18 protein-coding genes are annotated in these 18,703 nt (G+C 71.8%); 15 read left to right on the forward strand and 3 right to left on the reverse strand.

Features of this window, described 5'->3' with window-relative positions:
* The first annotated feature begins 24 nt into the window (after positions 1 to 24).
* The 3 genes from PV343_RS33595 to thrS all read left to right on the forward strand — a co-directional run bounded on the left by PV343_RS33595 (position 25) and on the right by thrS (position 3,904).
* Positions 25 to 591, forward strand: a complete 567-nt coding sequence (locus PV343_RS33595) for a DUF4365 domain-containing protein (protein ID WP_319150817.1) — start codon at positions 25 to 27, stop codon at positions 589 to 591.
* Positions 588 to 1,835 (forward strand): hypothetical protein, encoded by a 1,248-nt coding sequence (locus tag PV343_RS33600; protein WP_319150818.1) that lies wholly within the window; start codon positions 588 to 590, stop codon positions 1,833 to 1,835. The genes PV343_RS33595 and PV343_RS33600 overlap by 4 nt, the downstream gene beginning before the upstream one ends.
* Before the next feature lie 92 nt (positions 1,836 to 1,927).
* Positions 1,928 to 3,904: a threonine--tRNA ligase gene (gene thrS, locus PV343_RS33605; protein WP_319150819.1), complete on the forward strand. Its 1,977-nt coding sequence runs from the start codon at positions 1,928 to 1,930 to the stop codon at positions 3,902 to 3,904.
* A 28-nt stretch (positions 3,905 to 3,932) separates the two neighbouring features.
* Here thrS and PV343_RS33610 read toward each other — a convergent pair whose 3' ends face one another.
* Complete coding sequence (locus tag PV343_RS33610; protein ID WP_319150820.1) at positions 3,933 to 4,592, reverse strand: potassium channel family protein; 660 nt, start codon at positions 4,590 to 4,592, stop codon at positions 3,933 to 3,935.
* Positions 4,593 to 4,659: 67 nt separating this feature from the next.
* On the opposite strand from PV343_RS33610, the gene PV343_RS33615 reads away from it, so the two are divergent.
* Positions 4,660 to 5,220 carry an HIT family protein gene (locus tag PV343_RS33615; RefSeq protein ID WP_319150821.1) on the forward strand — a complete coding sequence of 187 codons (561 nt, stop codon included), beginning with the start codon at positions 4,660 to 4,662 and terminating at the stop codon, positions 5,218 to 5,220.
* Between the two features lie 141 nt (positions 5,221 to 5,361).
* Here PV343_RS33615 and PV343_RS33620 read toward each other — a convergent pair whose 3' ends face one another.
* Complete coding sequence (locus PV343_RS33620; protein ID WP_319150822.1) at positions 5,362 to 7,008, reverse strand: hypothetical protein; 1,647 nt, start codon at positions 7,006 to 7,008, stop codon at positions 5,362 to 5,364.
* A gap of 240 nt (positions 7,009 to 7,248) precedes the next feature.
* Positions 7,249 to 9,444, reverse strand: coding sequence for an elongation factor G-like protein EF-G2 (locus tag PV343_RS33625; RefSeq protein WP_319150823.1), 2,196 nt, complete (start codon positions 9,442 to 9,444; stop codon positions 7,249 to 7,251).
* A gap of 251 nt (positions 9,445 to 9,695) precedes the next feature.
* Between PV343_RS33625 and pgsA the strand changes: the two genes are divergently transcribed.
* The 11 genes from pgsA to yajC all read left to right on the forward strand — a co-directional run bounded on the left by pgsA (position 9,696) and on the right by yajC (position 18,596).
* Complete coding sequence (gene pgsA, locus PV343_RS33630; protein WP_319150867.1) at positions 9,696 to 10,424, forward strand: phosphatidylinositol phosphate synthase; 729 nt, start codon at positions 9,696 to 9,698, stop codon at positions 10,422 to 10,424.
* Complete coding sequence (locus PV343_RS33635) at positions 10,421 to 11,329, forward strand: phosphatidylinositol mannoside acyltransferase (protein WP_319150824.1); 909 nt, start codon at positions 10,421 to 10,423, stop codon at positions 11,327 to 11,329. Before pgsA ends, PV343_RS33635 begins: the two co-directional genes overlap by 4 nt.
* Positions 11,326 to 12,486 (forward strand): glycosyltransferase family 4 protein, encoded by a 1,161-nt coding sequence (locus PV343_RS33640; protein ID WP_319150825.1) that lies wholly within the window; start codon positions 11,326 to 11,328, stop codon positions 12,484 to 12,486. The genes PV343_RS33635 and PV343_RS33640 overlap by 4 nt, the downstream gene beginning before the upstream one ends.
* A gap of 26 nt (positions 12,487 to 12,512) precedes the next feature.
* Positions 12,513 to 13,055, forward strand: coding sequence for a hypothetical protein (locus PV343_RS33645; protein ID WP_319150827.1), 543 nt, complete (start codon positions 12,513 to 12,515; stop codon positions 13,053 to 13,055).
* A gap of 114 nt (positions 13,056 to 13,169) precedes the next feature.
* Entirely contained in the window at positions 13,170 to 14,075 is a 906-nt protein-coding gene (gene pdxS / locus PV343_RS33650; protein ID WP_319150828.1) for a pyridoxal 5'-phosphate synthase lyase subunit PdxS, read from the forward strand.
* Positions 14,076 to 14,088: 13 nt separating this feature from the next.
* The gene (gene pdxT, locus PV343_RS33655; RefSeq protein WP_319150829.1) at positions 14,089 to 14,694 is read left to right on the forward strand and encodes a pyridoxal 5'-phosphate synthase glutaminase subunit PdxT; all 606 of its coding nucleotides are present in this window, start codon (positions 14,089 to 14,091) and stop codon (positions 14,692 to 14,694) included.
* Positions 14,695 to 14,742: 48 nt separating this feature from the next.
* Entirely contained in the window at positions 14,743 to 15,495 is a 753-nt protein-coding gene (locus PV343_RS33660; RefSeq protein ID WP_020938873.1) for a YebC/PmpR family DNA-binding transcriptional regulator, read from the forward strand.
* 136 nt (positions 15,496 to 15,631) lie between these two features.
* Positions 15,632 to 16,171, forward strand: coding sequence for a crossover junction endodeoxyribonuclease RuvC (gene ruvC / locus PV343_RS33665; RefSeq protein WP_319150830.1), 540 nt, complete (start codon positions 15,632 to 15,634; stop codon positions 16,169 to 16,171).
* Entirely contained in the window at positions 16,168 to 16,773 is a 606-nt protein-coding gene (gene ruvA, locus PV343_RS33670; RefSeq protein WP_020938871.1) for a Holliday junction branch migration protein RuvA, read from the forward strand. Before ruvC ends, ruvA begins: the two co-directional genes overlap by 4 nt.
* Positions 16,774 to 16,798: 25 nt before the next feature.
* Positions 16,799 to 17,866: a Holliday junction branch migration DNA helicase RuvB gene (gene ruvB / locus PV343_RS33675; protein WP_319150831.1), complete on the forward strand. Its 1,068-nt coding sequence runs from the start codon at positions 16,799 to 16,801 to the stop codon at positions 17,864 to 17,866.
* A gap of 187 nt (positions 17,867 to 18,053) precedes the next feature.
* Positions 18,054 to 18,596 (forward strand): preprotein translocase subunit YajC, encoded by a 543-nt coding sequence (gene yajC, locus PV343_RS33680; RefSeq protein ID WP_319150832.1) that lies wholly within the window; start codon positions 18,054 to 18,056, stop codon positions 18,594 to 18,596.
* Positions 18,597 to 18,703: the final 107 nt, after the last annotated feature.

The following is an 18,703-nucleotide window of genomic DNA, read 5'->3' on the forward strand; positions in this document are numbered from 1 at the left end:
TCATGGCTCGGAAGGCTGTTGGTCATGGCCACTCTGCAGCCCGAGCGGGGCGGGCTGCTGCCCGAACGCACGGGCCCCCTTCGCGGCACACTCGCCACCACCGCCTGCATGGAGACACTGCAGGTCGGCTATCTGCACGCGGTCGCCGCGGCCGCGGGCTGCTCGCTGTCCCAGCCCTTCCCGGACAACGGCATCGACTGGCACGTCAGCCACAGCGCGCCCGCGCACACCGTCGACGACGAGGTCACCATCAAGGTGCAGCTCAAGTGCACCTACCAGATCGCGCCGAACCCGCCGGGCCCGTTCTTCTCTTTCACGCTGGACAACGACCACCTGCGCAAACTCGCCCGCACACCCGTCTCGGTGCACAAGATCCTGGTCGTCATGCTCGTCCCGCGCTCCCAGGACGACTGGCTGCGTGCCAGTCACGACCGGCTCGACCTGCGGCACTGCTGCTACTGGGTCAACCTGGCCGGCCACCCGGTCACCGGCCGGCACCGGACCACCGTGCGGATACCGACCGCGCGGGTCTTCGACGACCGGGCGCTGTGCGAGATCATGACGCGGGTCGGGACGGGAGGCAGACCATGATCCGTCCGTACGACGAGCCCGGCCGCCAGGTCCGGCCGCACCCCGACGACCTCGCCTGGCACCGGCCGCCCGAGCCCGCCGACGTCGACCCCGCCGTGCTCGGCGCCCTGCTGCACCGGCACGGCTGGCAGCGGCGCGGCGGAGCGCCCGGCCGCTACGGCCGCTGGACCCCGCCGGGACCCGGCGGGGGCACCACCAGCCTGCTGGTGCCCGAGAGCCGGGCCTTCCCCGACAGCGACGACCTGCTCGGCGAGGCCCTCGACGCCCTCGCCCGCAGCGCCACCCCCGCCGCCCGCGAGGTGCTGATCTCCCTCACCGTGCCCAGCGACGAGATCCGCTGGTGCCGGGACGTGCCCGGCGGCCCCGCGGGCGCCGCCGCCTGGACGGCCGACGAGCAGCTGCGCACCGCCGCGCGCGGCATGCTGCTCGCGGGCGCGCTCGCCACCCGCGCCCGGGCCGGCTACCACGGCGCCCGACACCGCGGGCCCGCCGCCGCCCTCCTGGAACACGTCCTCGTGGGTCCCGCCGCCGAGGGCCGCCGGCTCACCGCCTTCGTGCCGGTGCCCACCGGCCGCGCGCTCGCCGTCCGCCTCCACCAGGCCCTCTACGCGATCCGCGAGGCCATCGACTACCAGCGGGCCACCGGTGGCATGGACGCCTTCGACGGTGCCGTGGCGGCGGGCGTCAGCCGCGAGCTGACCGAGGCGCTGACCGCGCTCGTCCGCGGCACCGAGGGCGCGCGCGTCGCCGTCGCCTGGGCACCGGGACCCGGCGTGCCCGACGGCTGTTCCAGCACCGCCGAACCCGTCGAGTTCTCGCCCGGCGACCTGCCCGCGCTGCACGCGGCCGGGCTCCGCTACCTGCGGGGCGAGCCCTCCGTGCCGGTGCGGATCACCGGCGCCGTGGTCCGCCTGCGCCGCTCCGGACCGCGCGGCGCCGGCACCGTACGGCTCCGGGTGCTCGCCGGGGCCGAGGTGCCGCACCTGCGCGTCACCCTGGACGAGGAGGACTACCGCGTCGCCGGGCACGCCCACCTCGTCGGCCTCCCCGTGCGGGTGCAGGGCCTGCTGGAGCGCCGGGGCGGCTTCCGCAGGCTCACCGGCGCCCGCGGGGTCGTCCCCGTGGAGGTGGACGACGCCGAGCGGGACCGGCTGATGAAGTCCCTCCAGGAGAGCCCCGGCTACTTCGAGGAGGCGTGCGGCGACGGGGAGGCGGAAGCGTACGGGGACGGGGACCGGTCGTAACCGTTTCGCGGTCCGAGCGGTCGGGTCGGTACGATCGCCTGTGCGCGCGCTCCTGGTATGGCGCCGCACCCACCTTCAGTCAGGAGAGACCGGTGTCAGACGTCCGTGTGATCATCCAACGCGATTCCGAGCGGGAAGAACGCGTGGTGACGACGGGCACTACGGCCGCCGACCTCTTCGCCGGCGAGCGCTCGATCGTCGCCGCGCGCGTGGCCGGTGAGCTGCGGGACCTCAGCCACGAGCTGTCCGACGGCGACGAGGTCGAGGGCGTCGAGATCTCCTCCGAGGACGGTCTCAACATCCTCCGCCACTCCACCGCGCACGTCATGGCGCAGGCCGTGCAGGAGCTGTTCCCCGAGGCCAAGCTGGGCATCGGCCCGCCCGTCAAGGACGGCTTCTACTACGACTTCGACGTCGAGAAGCCCTTCCATCCCGATGACCTCAAGGCCATCGAGAAGAAGATGCAGGAGATCCAGAAGCGCGGGCAGAAGTTCGCCCGCCGCGTGGTCACCGACGAGGCCGCCCGCGAGGAGCTGGCCGACGAGCCGTACAAGCTGGAGCTGATCGGCCTCAAGGGCTCCGCGTCGCACGACGACGGCGCGGACGTCGAGGTCGGCGCCGGCGAGCTGACGATCTACGACAACCTGGACGCCAAGACCGGCGAGCTGTGCTGGAAGGACCTCTGCCGGGGTCCGCACCTGCCCTCCACCCGCCTCATCCCGGCGTTCAAGCTGATGCGCAACGCGGCCGCCTACTGGCGCGGCAGCGAGAAGAACCCCATGCTCCAGCGCATCTACGGCACCGCCTGGCCGTCCAAGGACGAGCTGAAGGCGCACCTCGAGTTCCTCGCCGAAGCCGAGAAGCGCGACCACCGCAAGCTCGGTTCCGAGCTGGACCTCTTCTCCATCCCCGAGCAGATCGGCTCCGGGCTCGCCGTCTTCCACCCCAAGGGCGGCATCGTCCGCCGCGTGATGGAGGACTACTCGCGCCGCCGGCACGAGGAGGAGGGCTACGAGTTCGTCTACACCCCGCACGCGACCAAGGGGAAGCTCTTCGAGACCTCGGGTCACCTGGACTGGTACGCCGACGGCATGTACCCGCCCATGCAGCTCGACGAGGGCGTGGACTACTACCTCAAGCCCATGAACTGCCCGATGCACAACCTGATCTTCGACGCGCGCGGCCGCTCGTACCGTGAACTGCCGCTGCGCCTCTTCGAGTTCGGGACCGTGTACCGGTACGAGAAGTCGGGCGTCGTGCACGGGCTGACCCGTGCCCGCGGCTTCACCCAGGACGACGCGCACATCTACTGCACCCGTGAGCAGATGTCCGAGGAGCTGGACAAGACGCTCACCTTCGTCCTCGGCCTGCTGCGCGACTACGGCCTGACCGACTTCTACCTGGAGCTGTCCACCAAGGACCCGGAGAAGTTCGTCGGCTCCGACGAGGTCTGGGAGGAGGCGACCGAGACCCTGCGCCAGGTTGCCGAGAAGCAGGGTCTGCCCCTGGTCCCGGACCCGGGCGGCGCCGCCTTCTACGGCCCGAAGATCTCCGTCCAGACCAAGGACGCGATCGGCCGTACCTGGCAGATGTCGACCATCCAGCTCGACTTCAACCTGCCCGAGCGGTTCGACCTGGAGTACACCGGCCCCGACGGCTCCAAGCAGCGCCCGGTCATGATCCACCGCGCGCTGTTCGGCTCCATCGAGCGGTTCTTCGCCGTGCTCCTGGAGCACTACGCGGGCGCGTTCCCGGCGTGGCTGGCCCCGGTCCAGGCGCTCGGCATCCCGATCGGCGACGCGCACGTGGAGTACCTGGAGAAGTTCGCCGCGACGGCCCGCAAGAAGGGGCTGCGCGTCGAGGTCGACTCCTCTTCGGACCGCATGCAGAAGAAGATCCGCAACGCCCAGAAGCAGAAGGTGCCCTTCATGGTCATCGCGGGCGACGAGGACATGTCGAACAACTCGGTGTCCTTCCGCTACCGCGACGGCTCGCAGGAGAACGGCATCCCCTTCGACGAGGCCATCGCCAAGATCGCGAAGGTCGTGGAGGAGCGGACGCAGATCTGACCCGCCGCGTGCGCGAGGCCCCCGGGGATCATCTCCTCGGGGGCCTTTCGTCGCCCTCGCGCGTGAAGACCTGCATGAGCCAGGACGAGAACGAACCCGTCACCGCGCCGAGCAGCCCCAGCCCGCAGGCCATCAGTCCGACCGCGATCGTCCGGCCGCCCGTGGTCACCGGAGCGACGTCCCCGTAGCCGACGGTGCTCAGGGTCGAGGCGGCCCACCACACGGAGTCCCCGAACGTCCGGATGGTCGCGCCGGGCGCCCCGCGTTCCTGCTGGAAGACCGCGAGCGCGCCGGAGAAGCCGAGCAGCACGGTCGAGATGCTGGTGTAGGACATCACCCGGGCGTACAGCGACAGCCGCGGCTCTCCCTGCCGGCGCTGGACCACCTCGTAGAGCGGGACGATCCGCAACGGCCGCAGCAGGGGCAGCACGACCACCACCGAATGCAGGGCGTGCGTGGTGACGAAGCGCAGGAAGCGCTGCCCGCCGAGCCGCCAGCGCACCAGGTAGTCCGTGATGAACACCAGCCAGAGCGCGAACATCACGAACAGGCACAGATCCTGCCAGTGCGGCGCCAGGCCCACGGCCAGCACCCGGGTGGCATAGGCGGCTGTGAAGACCAGTGACGCCAGGAACAGCGGGATCTCGGTGCGCTGCTCCCAACGGGTCGCGGGGCTGTCGTCGTCCACCGGCCAAGCTTGGCCGGTCACCGCCGTCCTGCCGCCCCGGCGACACGCCGCGAACGGGCGAAGCCATATGCTGCCTTGCATGACGAGTGAGCCGGAACAGCAGATCGGAGTGGGGACGCAGGACGCGTTCCAGCGCCTGTGGACTCCCCACCGGATGGCCTACATCCAGGGCGAGAACAAGCCGACCGGGCCCGGGTCCGGCGACGGCTGCCCCTTCTGCTCGATCCCGGCCAAGTCCGACGAGGACGGGCTGATCGTCCGCCGCGGCGAGCACGTGTACGCCGTCCTCAACCTCTACCCGTACAACGGCGGCCACCTGATGACGGTGCCGTACCGGCACGTCGCCGACTACACCGAGCTGACCGGGCCGGAGACCGCCGAACTGGCCGAGCTGACCAAGCAGGCGATGACGGCCCTGCGCACCGCCTCCGGCGCGCACGGGTTCAACATCGGCATGAACCAGGGCACGGTGGCCGGCGCCGGCATCGCGGCCCACCTGCACCAGCACATCGTCCCGCGCTGGGGCGGCGACACCAACTTCATGCCGGTGGTCGGCCACACGAGAGTGCTGCCACAGCTCCTCGCCGACACCAGGAAGATGCTGGCGGAAGCCTGGCCGACGGCCTGACCTTCCTCTCTCAGCCGGTCCGGCGTCCGTCCGGCGCTTGAGGACGAGGCCCGTTCAGAGCCGGAAGCGGGGGCCTGGGGGCGCCAGCCCCCCGGACCTGCCCGCGGGCTCGCACCGATCCGCCGCCGAACCGCCGGAGGCTCACGCGTCGTACAGGTCCGCCTTCCGCGGCGACGCGTCCTGGACCAGGCCGCTGAGGACGGACGAGCGGTTGCCGAACTTCTCGATGTTCACGCCGTTCTCCTCCAGGACCCGCAGCGCGGCCGAGTGCACCACCCGCAGCACCGGCGTCGCCGCGCGCAGGGCGTCGTCGGCCATGAAGCGGTGCCGCCAGGGCTGGTCGGCCCAGGCGTGCCGCAGACCGAACGGCTCCGGCAGTACGAGTGAGCCGCCGAGCCACTTCTGCAGCGGCGGGTACCAGCCCAGCGGGGCGCGCGCGGCGAGCCGTACCACCTCGTCGGCGGTGACCAGCGGCAGCTTCACCGTCCGGGTCTCCCAGGGCTTGAAGGACTTGCCGACCTCCTTGGACGGCGCCTCGGGCTTGGAGGTGAACAGCGGGTTCACCGGTCCCAGGGCGTGTCCGGTGACCTCGATGCGCAGCGTCTCGTGCAGCACGGTCACCGTGATCAGCATGGTGATGACCAGCTGCCCGTCCCACAGGGTCCACTGCACGCCGAGGTAGTGCCGGTCGCCGCTGCCGAACTGCTGCTTGTTGCAGATGTCCTGTATGGCGTGCTGCTTGACCTGGAACGCATCGACGTCCGTGCCCCCCGGCCGGGAGACCGCCGTCGCCTTCTCAGCGATCGGCGTGACGATCCAGTGCCGTATCGACGGCCGCGGGAAACCGCCGGTGTTCAGCGGGCCCCGCTCCAGCATGCGGAGCTGGTCGTGGATCGCGCGGACGACGTCCCAGCTGCGGAAGGGGTGGATCTCCCGGGCGGGGTCGGCGGGCACCAGGTCCTCGGCGAGCTGCCAGGCGCCCCAGCGGGTGCCCATGCCGAGTATGCCCTTGGGCCCGGCGTAGAAGACCGAGTTCGACTGCTGCTCGGCGCTCAGCCGGGCCAGCGACTGGCGCAACTGCTCGGCGGCGGTCTCGCCGGGGCCGCGCGGCACCGCCTCGGGGACCTTGGCGCCGACGCTGCTGCCCGAGAGCAGTCCGTCCCAGCGCGCCCGCAGGTCGATCGCCGTCTGCTCGCAGATCCGCTTCGCCCAGAACCAGCCGAGCACCGGGACGACGACGCAGCCCCGCGCGTACCACGCCCAGAATCCGCTGAACGGCATCTTCAGCAGGAACAGGGCGGCGAGTATGCCGACACCGGTGAGCAGGGCGGTGGCGAGTGCCCCGGCCCGCTTGTCCTCACGCCGGGCGACGAAGGTGCGCAGCTGGAAGACGAGCAGCCAGACGAGGAACCCCGGCAGGAACATCAGCCCGCACAGCGCCACGACGGTGGACAGCCGGTTGTCGCGCTCGCGGCGGATGTTGTTGGCCGCCATGCAGTGCTCCACGACGACCTGGGGCTCGGCGCCGAAGGACTGGATCAGCGGTTTGCGGCCGGGCCCGAGCATGCGGTCCACCACGGCCCGCGAGAAGGCCTCACCGAGATTCGGCCGGACCAGCTTCCACCGGCCGGCCTTGACCGTGGACTGGTGCCAGTCGTTGTCGGTCTTCTTGATGTCCTCGACCACGTTGTCCCGGTAGGCCGCCGAGGCCAGCGCGAAGGTCGCCGCCTGTCCCTCGTCGCCGGACACGGGCACCTGCGGTCCGTCCCACTCCGTTCCAACCGACATTCCCGCCCCCATCGCCGCCGGTGTCGCTCCTGCGGACTTCCCGACTTCTCCGCTCCGCACACCTGTCGCCCGGTCCGTCGTACCGCCGACGCACCAGGACGGCACGACTTCGGCACCACGTGATCAGGTGATCAGCGTATCCGCAGCAACTGACACCGCGTCGGCGGACGGCCGAAGCCGCCCGCCGGCGCACGGGGCGCACCGGTGGTGAACCCCGTCGGTCCCGTACCCCGCCGGCCGCTAGGACTCGCCCGCCTGTTCGCGGATCCGTTCGGCGATCTGCGGCGGCATCGGTTCGTGCCGCGCGTAGGCGCGGTCGAAGCGTGCGGTGCCGTGCGACAGGGAGCGCAGGTCGATCGCGTAGCGGCCGATCTCGAACTCGGGCACCTCGGCCCGGACCAGGGTCCGCCCGGCGCCCACCTGTTCGGTGCCGACCACCCGGCCACGCCTGCTCGACAGGTCGCTCATCACCGGGCCCACGTAGTCGTCCGGTACCAGCACGGTCACCTCTGCCACCGGCTCCAGCAGATGGATCCGCGTCTCGGCCGCGGCCTCGCGCAGCGCCAGCGCGCCCGCCGTCTGGAAGGCCGCGTCGGAGGAGTCCACCGAGTGCGCCTTGCCGTCGAGCAGCGTGATCCGTACGTCCACCAGCGGATAGCCGGCGGCCACCCCCTTGGCCGCCTGCGCCCGTACGCCCTTCTCCACGGACGGGATGAACTGGCGCGGCACCGCACCGCCGACCACCTTGTCGACGAACTCGATGCCCGAGCCGCCCGGCAGCGGCTCCACCTCGATCTCGCAGATCGCGTACTGCCCGTGCCCGCCGGACTGCTTCACGTGCCGGCCGCGCCCGGCGGCCTTCGTCGCGAACGTCTCCCGCAGCGAGACCTTGTGCGGCACGACGTCGACCTGGACGCCGTAGCGGCTGCGCAGCCGCTCCAGGGCCACGTCCGCGTGGGCCTCGCCCAGGCACCACAGGACCACCTGGTGGGTGTCCTGGTTCTGCTCAAGGCGCATCGTCGGGTCCTCGGCGACCAGCCGGGACAGCCCCTGCGAGAGCTTGTCCTCGTCCGCCTTGCTGTGCGCCTGGATGGCGAGCGGCAGCAGCGGGTCGGGCATCCGCCAGGGCTCCATCAGGAGCGGGTCGTCCTTGGCCGAGAGCGTGTCCCCGGTCTCCGCGCGGCCGAGCTTGGCCACGCACACCAGGTCGCCGGCGACCGCGTGGGTGACCGGGCGCTGCTGTTTGCCGAAGGACATGGACAGGGCGCCGATCTTCTCGTCGACGTCGTGGTCCTCGTGGCCGCGGTCGGCCATGCCGTGCCCGGAGACGTGCACCGTCTCGTCGGGGCGCAGGCTGCCGGAGAAGACGCGGACCAGGGAGACACGGCCGACGTAGGGGTCGGAGGAGGTCTTCACGACCTCGGCGACGAGCGGGCCCTCCATGTCGCAGGCCTTCAGCTCGCGCGGCCTGCCGTCGATCGTGGTGACCCCGGGCATGGGGTGCTCGAACGGGGTCGGGAAGCCGCCGGTGATCAGCTCCAGCAGCTCGACGGTGCCGAGGCCCTGCCGGCCACCGTCGGTGGCGGGGGCGGCCGCGAGGACGGGGAAGAAGGTGCCGCGCGCGACGGCCCGCTCCAGGTCGTCGATCAGCGTCTTGAGCTCGATCCGCTCACCGCCCAGGTAGCGGTCCATGAGGGTCTCGTCCTCGCTCTCGGCGATGATCCCCTCGATCAGCCGGTTGCGGGCGTCCTCGATGTCCGGGAGCTGGTCCTCGCCGGGTTCGGATTCCTTGCGCTCCCCGGCCGAGTAGTCGAACACCTTCTGCGTGAGCAGCCCGACGAGGCCGGTCACGGGCGCGTGCCCGTCGGGGCCCTCCGGGCCGCGCAGCGGCAGGTAGAGCGGGAGCACGGCGTCGGGGTCGTCGGCGCCGAAGGCCTCGGCGCACACCCGGGTCATCTCCTCGAAGTCCGCGCGCGCGGCCTCCAGGTGCGTGACGACGATCGCGCGGGGCATGCCGACGGCCTGGCACTCCTCCCAGACCATGCGCGTGGAGCCGTCCACGCCGTCCGCGGCGGAGACGACGAAGAGGGCCGCGTCCGCCGCGCGCAGACCGGCCCTCAGCTCCCCGACGAAGTCGGCGTACCCGGGGGTGTCGAGAACGTTGATCTTGATGCCGTCCCAGCCGACCGGCACCAGGGAGAGCTGTACGGAGCGTTGCTGCCGGTGCTCGATGTCGTCGTAGTCGGATACGGTGCCGCCGTCCTCCACACGGCCCGCCCGGTTCACGGCCCCCGCGGTCAGCGCGAGAGCCTCCACCAAGGTCGTCTTGCCCGAACCGGAGTGGCCGACCAGCACCACATTCCGTATGGACGCGGGGTGGTCGGCCGTCAGAGCCCTGCCGGCGGCCCCGGGGTGTGATTGCGCCTTGTCGCCCATGATCCTGCCTCCCGTGGACGGTGAGGTCACTGTGGGCGCGGACACGCGGCACCGCGTGCACTGGCGGCTCCGGCGACGCCCGCGGTCCTTCGAGCTTTCCACTCCCGTCACGTCGCGTCCATACGAACGACGTCGCCCGGGCACCGCGGCGGGCCGATCGCGCCACGCGCACCCCGTGCGCGCGGGCCCGCACCGGATCGCGCCACCGGCTGCGGGTGCCCGCCCGCCACGCACGCGCGCGCGTGGCTACGATGGGCCAGCCGGAGGCCACCAGGGCCGCGGCGACACCGACCCTCGGGAAGGCCATGCTGAACAAGTACGCGCGTGCATTCTTCACGCGTGTCCTCACACCGTTCGCCGCGTTTCTCATCCGCCGGGGCGTCAGCCCCGACACGGTCACGCTCATCGGCACGGCCGGTGTGGTCGCGGGCGCGCTGGTCTTCTACCCCAGGGGCGAGTTCTTCTGGGGCACGGTCGTGATCACCCTGTTCGTCTTCTCGGACCTGGTCGACGGCAACATGGCCCGCCAGCTCGGCCGCTCCAGCCGCTGGGGCGCGTTCCTCGACTCCACCCTGGACCGGGTCGCCGACGGCGCGATCTTCGGCGGTTTCGCGCTCTGGTACGCCGGCAACGGCGACGACAACGTGCTCTGCGCCGTCTCCATCTTCTGCCTGGCGAGCGGGCAGGTGGTGTCGTACACCAAGGCGCGCGGCGAGTCGATCGGGCTGCCGGTGGCCGTCAACGGGCTCGTCGAGCGCGCCGAGCGGCTGGTGATCTCGCTGGTCGCCGCCGGCTTCGCGGGCCTGCACAAGTTCGGTGTGCCGGGCATCCAGTGGCTGCTGCCGGTCGCCCTGTGGATCGTCGCCGTGGGCAGCCTGGTCACACTGGTCCAGCGGGTCGTCACCGTGCGCCGCGAGTCCGCCGAGGCGGAGGCGGGGGCGCGGGAGGACGCGGCCCGGGGGAGCGGGGCCTCGACGTGAGCGCCGCCGACCGGCTCAGCGACACCCTCTACGGAGTCGGCTGGGGCACCGTGAAGAAGCTCCCCGAACCCGTCGCGGTCCGCCTCGGCCGCACCATCGCCGACCTCGCCTGGAAGCAGCGCGGCAAGGGCGTGCTGCGGCTCGAGGCCAACTACGCGCGCGTGGTGCCCGACGCGACACCCGAGCGCCTGCGCGCGCTCTCGCGCGCGGGCATGCGGTCGTACCTGCGCTACTGGATGGAGTCCTTCCGGCTCCCCGCCTGGAGCGCCGAGCGGGTGCGCACAAGCTTCGACGCCAAGGACATCCACCGCCTCACCGACGGGCTGGCCTCCGGGCAGGGCGTGATACTCGCGCTGCCGCACCTGGCCAACTGGGACCTGGCCGGCGCCTGGGTCACCACCAAGCTCCGGACGCCGTTCACCACGGTCGCCGAGCGGCTCAAGCCCGAGACGCTGTACGACCGCTTCGTCGCCTACCGCGAGGGCCTCGGTATGGAGGTGCTGCCGCACAACGGCGGCTCCGCCTTCGGCACCCTCGCCCGGCGGCTGCGCGACGGCGGCCTGGTCTGCCTGGTCGCCGACCGCGACCTGTCCGCCTCCGGCGTGGAGGTCGACTTCTTCGGCGAGAAGGCCCGGATGCCCGCAGGGCCGGCCCTGCTCGCCCAGCAGACCGGAGCCCTGCTGCTCCCGGTCACCCTCTGGTACGACGACTCGCCCGTCATGAAGGGCCAGGTGCACCCCGCGATCGAGGTGCCCGAGTCAGGCACCCGGGCCGAGAAGACGTCTGTCATGACACAGGCGCTGGCCGACGCCTTCGCCACCGGGATCGCCGACCATCCGGAGGACTGGCACATGCTCCAGCGGCTGTGGCTCGCCGACCTCGACCCCGCGAAGGGACCCGCGTGAGAATCGGGATCGTCTGCCCGTACTCCTGGGACGTGCCCGGTGGCGTCCAGTTCCACATCCGCGACCTCGCCGAGTACTTCATCCGCCTCGGCCACGAGGTCTCCGTCCTCGCGCCCGCGGACGACGACACCCCGCTGCCGCCCTACGTCGTGTCGGCCGGGCGCGCGGTGCCGGTGCCGTACAACGGCTCGGTGGCCCGGCTGAACTTCGGCTTCCTGTCGGCCGCCCGGGTCCGGCGCTGGCTGCACGAGGGCGAGTTCGACGTGGTCCACATCCACGAGCCGACGTCGCCCTCGCTCGGCCTGCTCACCTGCTGGGCGGCCTCCGGCCCGATCGTGGCCACCTTCCACACGTCCAACCCCCGCTCGCGCGCCATGATCGCCGCGTACGCGATCCTCCAGGCCGCGCTGGAGAAGATCAGCGCGCGGATCGCGGTCAGCGAGTACGCCCGGCGCACGCTGGTCGAGCACCTGGGCGGCGACGCGGTGGTCATCCCCAACGGCGTCGACGTCGACTTCTTCGCCAAGGCCGAGCCGCGCCCCGAGTGGCAGGGCGAGACGCTCGGCTTCATCGGCCGCATCGACGAGCCCCGCAAGGGACTCCCGGTCCTGATGAAGGCCCTGCCGAAGATCCTCGACGCCCGTCCGGGGGCCCGGCTGCTGATCGCGGGACGCGGCGACGAGGAGGCGGCCGTCGAGAACCTGCCGAAGGAGCTGCGCTCCCGCGTCGAGTTCCTCGGCATGGTCAGCGACGAGGACAAGGCGCGCTTCCTGCGCAGCGTCGACCTGTACGTGGCGCCCAACACCGGCGGCGAGAGCTTCGGCATCATCCTCGTCGAGGCGATGTCGGCCGGCGCCCCCGTGCTCGCCTCCGACCTGGACGCCTTCGTCCAGGTCCTCGACCAGGGCGCGGCCGGCGAGGTCTTCGCCAACGAGGACGCGGACGCCCTGGCCGAGGCGGCCGTCAGGCTCCTTGGGGACCCGGACCGGCGGGAGGAACTGCGCGAGCGGGGCAGCGCCCACGTCCGCCGCTTCGACTGGTCGACCGTCGGCGCGGACATCCTGTCGGTGTACGAGACGGTCACGACCGGCACGTCGGCGGTGGCCACCGACGAGCGGACGGGCCTGCGGGCGCGGTTCGGCCTGGCCCGCGACTGACCGGGGCCCACCGATAGCCTTCGCCCGTGACCGCAACCCTCATCTGGATCCTCGTCGCGCTCGTCGCCGTCGGCCTGTACCTGAGCTGGACGGCCGGCCGGCTCGACCGGCTGCATGTGCGCATGGACGCCGCCCGGGCCGCGCTCGACGCGCAGCTGCTGCGGCGGGCCTCCGTGGCCCAGGAACTGGCGACCTCGGGCGTGCTGGACCCGGCCGCCTCGATCGTCCTCTACGAGGCAGCGCACGCCGCCCGGCAGGCCGAGGAGGAGCACCGGGAGGTCGCGGAGAGCGAGCTGAGCCAGGCCCTGCGCGCGGTCTTCGAGGACCCCCGGCAGGTCGAGGGCGTGCGCGAGGCCCCGGGCGGCGAGGAGGCGGCCCGTGAGCTGGCCGAGGCCGTCCGCCGGGTCCCCATGGCCCGCCGCTTCCACAACGACGCCGTGGGCGCCGCCCGCAGGCTCCGGGAGCACCGCAAGGTCCGCTGGTTCCGGCTGGCCGGACACGCCCCCTTCCCGCTGGCCTTCGAGATGGACGACGAGCCCCCCGCCGCCCTGGTCGAACGCGCCGCCTGAGCCGCCGGCAGGCGAAAAGGATCCACCGGCTTGTCATTGGCCCTTGCTGTGGCCTGGTCCACTCGCGTTACCTCGACGCTGCAGAAACCCTCTTCCCCATCAGTGAGGTCACCCGTGTCCACCACCGAGAACCAGGCTCCCGAGACCGGCACCGCCCGTGTGAAGCGCGGCATGGCCGAGCAGCTCAAGGGCGGCGTGATCATGGACGTCGTCACGCCGGAGCAGGCGAAGATCGCCGAGGACGCGGGCGCCGTCGCCGTCATGGCCCTGGAGCGGGTCCCGGCCGACATCCGCAAGGACGGCGGCGTGGCCCGCATGTCCGACCCGGACATGATCGAGGGCATCATCGACGCCGTCTCGATCCCGGTCATGGCCAAGTCCCGCATCGGCCACTTCGTCGAGGCCCAGGTGCTGCAGTCCCTCGGCGTCGACTACATCGACGAGTCCGAGGTCCTCACCCCGGCCGACGAGGTCAACCACTCCGACAAGTGGGCGTTCACCACCCCGTTCGTCTGCGGTGCCACCAACCTGGGCGAGGCCCTGCGCCGCATCGCCGAGGGCGCCGCGATGATCCGCTCCAAGGGCGAGGCCGGCACCGGCAACGTCGTCGAGGCCGTCCGCCACCTGCGCCAGATCAAGAACGAGATCGCCCGCCTGCGCGGCTACGACAACAACGAGCTGTACGCCGCCGCCAAGGAGCTGCGCGCCCCCTACGAGCTCGTCAAGGAGGTCGCCGAGCTGGGCAAGCTCCCGGTGGTCCTCTTCTCCGCCGGTGGCGTCGCCACCCCGGCCGACGCCGCCCTGATGCGCCAGCTCGGCGCCGAGGGCGTGTTCGTCGGCTCCGGCATCTTCAAGTCCGGCGACCCGGCCAAGCGCGCCGCCGCCATCGTGAAGGCCACCACGTTCTACGACGACCCGAAGATCATCGCGGACGCGTCCCGCAACCTCGGCGAGGCCATGGTCGGCATCAACTGCGACACCCTCCCCGAGACCGAGCGCTACGCCAACCGCGGCTGGTAAGGCACCGAACCACATGAACACCCCCGTCATTGGCGTCCTGGCCCTCCAGGGCGACGTACGGGAGCACCTCATCGCCCTGGCCGCGGCCGACGCCGTGGCCAGGCCGGTGCGGCGCCCCGAGGAACTCGCCGAGGTGGACGGTCTCGTCCTGCCCGGCGGCGAGTCCACCACCATCTCCAAGCTGGCCGTCCTCTTCGGAGTGATGGAACCGCTGCGCGCACGCGTGCGCGCGGGCATGCCCGTCTACGGCACCTGCGCGGGCATGATCATGCTCGCCGACAAGATCCTCGACCCGCGCTCGGGTCAGGAGACCATCGGCGGCATCGACATGATCGTGCGCCGCAACGCCTTCGGCCGGCAGAACGAGTCCTTCGAGGCCGCGGTCGACGTGAAGGGCGTCGAGGGCCATCCTGTGGAGGGCGTCTTCATCCGCGCCCCCTGGGTCGAGTCCGTAGGCGCCGGGGCCGAGGTGCTCGCCGAGCACGACGGCCACATCGTCGCGGTCCGCCAGGGCAACGTGCTCGCCACGTCGTTCCACCCGGAGCTGACCGGCGACCACCGCGTGCACTCGCTCTTCGTCGACATGGTGCGCGCCAACCGGACACCGGAGTCCTTGTAGGATCTCTGGAGTCGTTGCAGAGATGGGTTACGCGAAGGAGACAGGCAGATGTCCGGCCACTCTAAATGGGCCACGACGAAGCACAAGAAGGCCGTGATCGACGCCAAGCGCGGCAAGCTCTTCGCGAAGCTGATCAAGAACATCGAGGTTGCGGCGCGTATGGGCGGCGTGGACCTCGAAGGCAACCCGACGCTCTACGACGCCGTCCAGAAGGCCAAGAAGCAGTCGGTCCCGAACAAGAACATCGACTCCGCCATCAAGCGCGGCGGCGGTCTCGAGGCCGGTGGCGCGGACTACGAGACGATCATGTACGAGGGCTACGGCCCCAACGGTGTCGCGGTGCTCATCGAGTGCCTCACCGACAACCGCAACCGCGCCGCCTCCGACGTCCGCGTCGCCATGACCCGCAACGGCGGCAACATGGCGGACCCGGGCTCCGTGTCGTACATGTTCAGCCGCAAGGGCGTGGTCATCGTCCCCAAGGGCGAGCTGAGCGAGGACGACGTCCTCGGTGCCGTCCTGGACGCGGGCGCCGAGGAGGTCAACGACCTCGGTGAGACCTTCGAGGTCATCAGCGAGGCCACCGACCTGGTCGCGGTCCGCACCGCCCTTCAGGAGGCCGGCATCGACTACGACTCCGCCGACTCCAGCTTCGTGCCGTCCGTCCAGGTCGAACTGGACGAGGAGGGCGCCAAGAAGATCTTCAAGCTGATCGACGCGCTCGAGGACAGCGACGACGTGCAGAACGTCTTCGCCAACTTCGACGTCAGCGACGAGATCATGGAGAAGGTCGACGCGTAGCACCGCCGAGGGCCGCACGGGTTCACACGGGCCGACGGGACAACCCCGTCGGCCCGTCGCCTTCCCGGCGCCGCTGCGGGGCGTTGTCGGTGGTACCCGATAGCCTGCGGGAACAGGCGGTCGAAGGGAGGGGCGCGTGCGCGTGATGGGGGTGGACCCCGGACTGACGCGGTGCGGTGTGGGCGTCGTCGAGGGGGTCGCGGGCCGGCCGCTCACCATGCTCGGGGTGGGGGTCGTCCGCACGCCCGCCGACGCCGACCTCAGCCTCCGGCTGCTCGCCGTCGAACAGGGCCTGGAGCAGTGGCTCGACCAGCACCGGCCGGAGTTCGTCGCCGTCGAGCGCGTCTTCAGCCAGCACAACGTCAGCACCGTCATGGGCACCGCCCAGGCCAGCGCCGTCGCGATGCTCTGCGCCGCGCGGCGCGGCATCCCGGTCGCCCTGCACACCCCCAGCGAGGTCAAGGCCGCCGTCACCGGCACCGGCCGCGCCGACAAGGCCCAGGTCGGAGCCATGGTCACCCGGCTGCTGCGGCTCAGCGCCCCGCCGAAGCCCGCCGACGCCGCCGACGCCCTCGCCCTCGCCATCTGCCACATCTGGCGCGCCCCCGCCCAGAACCGGCTCCAGCAGGCGGTCGCCCTGCACACCGCCCACGCAACGAAAGGCCGTACGGCATGATCGCCTTCGTCAGCGGCACGGTCGCCGCACTCGCCCCCGACGCGGCGGTCGTCGAGGTCGGCGGCGTCGGCATGTCCGTCCAGTGCACCCCCGACACGCTCTCCACGCTCCGCGTCGGCCGGCCCGCCAAGCTGCACACCTCCCTGGTCGTCCGCGAGGACTCCCTGACCCTCTACGGCTTCGCCGACGACGACGCCCGCCAGGTCTTCGTCCTGCTCCAGACCGCGAGCGGCGTCGGCCCCCGGCTCGCCCAGGCGATGCTCGCCGTGCACACCCCGGACGCGCTGCGCCGCGCCGTCGCCACCGGTGACGAGAAGGCCCTCACGGCCGTTCCCGGCATCGGTAAGAAGGGCGCGCAGAAGCTGCTGCTGGAGCTGAAGGACCGGCTGGGCGCGCCCACCGGCGCCCCCGCGGTCGGCGCCCCGGTCACCCAGGGCTGGCGCGACCAGCTGCACGCGGCCCTCATCGGCCTGGGCTACGCCACCCGCGAGGCCGAGGAGGCCGTGGCGGCCGTGGCCCCGCAGGCCGAGGCCGCCGACGGCACGCCCCAGGTGGGCCAGTTGCTGAAGGCCGCGCTGCAGACCCTGAACCGAGCCCGCTGACCCCAACCCCTGTCGAGGCACATTCATGAACTGGGACGACACGTCCGACACCGCCGAGGAACGGCTGGTGGGCTCGGTCGCCGACCGGGAGGACCAGGCCGTCGAGGCCGCCCTGCGGCCCAAGGACCTCGGCGAGTTCATCGGGCAGGAGAAGGTCCGCGAACAGCTCGACCTCGTGCTGCGCGCCGCACGCGCGCGCGGCGCCACCGCCGACCACGTGCTCCTCTCCGGCGCGCCCGGCCTGGGCAAGACCACCCTGTCGATGATCATCGCGGCCGAGATGGGCGCCCCCATCCGCATCACCTCGGGCCCCGCCATCCAGCACGCGGGCGACCTGGCGGCGATCCTCTCCTCCCTCCAGGAGGGCGAGGTCCTCTTCCTCGACGAGATCCACCGCATGTCCCGGCCCGCCGAGGAGATGCTGTACATGGCCATGGAGGACTTCCGGGTCGACGTCATCGTCGGCAAGGGCCCGGGCGCCACCGCCATCCCCCTCGAACTGCCGCCCTTCACCCTGGTCGGCGCCACCACGCGCGCCGGCCTGCTGCCGCCCCCGCTGCGCGACCGCTTCGGCTTCACCGCGCACATGGAGTTCTACGAGCCCGCCGAGCTGGAGCGTGTCGTGCACCGCTCGGCGCACCTGCTGGACGTGGAGATCGAGCCGGACGGCGCCGCCGAGATCGCCGGCCGCTCCCGCGGCACGCCCCGCATCGCCAACCGCCTGCTGCGCCGGGTACGCGACTACGCCCAGGTCAAGGCGGACGGCCTGATCACCCGCGAGATCGCCGCGGCCGCCCTCGCCGTGTACGAGGTCGACGCGCGCGGCCTCGACCGCCTCGACCGGGCCGTCCTGGAGGCGCTGCTGAAACTTTTCGGCGGCGGTCCGGTCGGTCTGTCGACGCTGGCGGTCGCGGTGGGGGAGGAGCGCGAGACGGTCGAGGAGGTCGCCGAGCCGTTCCTGGTCCGGGAGGGCCTGCTCGCCCGTACGCCACGGGGCCGGGTCGGCACCCCGGCGGCCTGGGAGCACCTCGGTCTGACCCCGCCCCGCTCGTCGGCCACGGGAAACGGACAAGGGGACCTGTTCGGGGCGTGAGGGCGGTGTGATGCGTTCGTGACGGCCGGGACATTGGCCGGACCAGGAACCCAGGTGCCATGCTGAGCGTTGTTCCATGCGCGCGGACTCGCTTAGACTCCGCCGATGCCGCCCTCGCGGGCGGCGCCGACCCACCCCCATCCAACAGGCCGCTCTCCGCGCGGTCGCGCGAAGGAAATTCCGTCCCGTGAATGCCTTTACCCTTCTCCCCTTCATCGTGCTCATCGCGGCCATGTTCCTGATGACGCGTTCGGCCAAGAAGAAGCAGCAGCAGGCCGCCAGCATGCGCAACGAATTGCAGCCCGGCTCGGGCGTCCGCACGATCGGGGGCATGTACGCGACGGTCAAGGAGGTCAACGAGGACACCGTCCTCCTCGACGCCGGACCGGGCGTCGATCTCCTCTTCGCCAAGAACGCGATCGGCGCCGTCCTCACCGACGACGAGTACAACCGCATCGTCCACGGCATCGAGCACGACCTGAAGTCCGACACGGACAACATCGTCCCGGACGACGCCTCCTCCCTGACCGGGACCGACACCTCGGAGGAGCCCGCCGCCGCCTCCGACGACAAGGCCGTCGACCTGGGCAAGCAGGACGCCGCCGAGGACAAGGCCGACGCGGCCGCCGCCGCCGAGGCCAGGACGGACGCGGCCGCCGCCGCTGCCGAGGCCAAGGCCAAGGCCGACGAAGAGCCTAAGAAGACCGACGGCGACGCCGACGCGAAGTAGCCACGTCCCGGGGTGCGCGGCGCGGCAGTGACCGCGCCCCGCGCACCCCGGCCGCGTGTGTCTCCGCACGGGAGCCCGACACCATGTCATGGCCGACCGCGCCCACC

Origin of the sequence: Streptomyces sp. WI03-4A (genome assembly GCF_033792105.1) — a bacterium.
Lineage (GTDB): Bacteria > Actinomycetota > Actinomycetes > Streptomycetales > Streptomycetaceae > Streptomyces > Streptomyces collinus_A.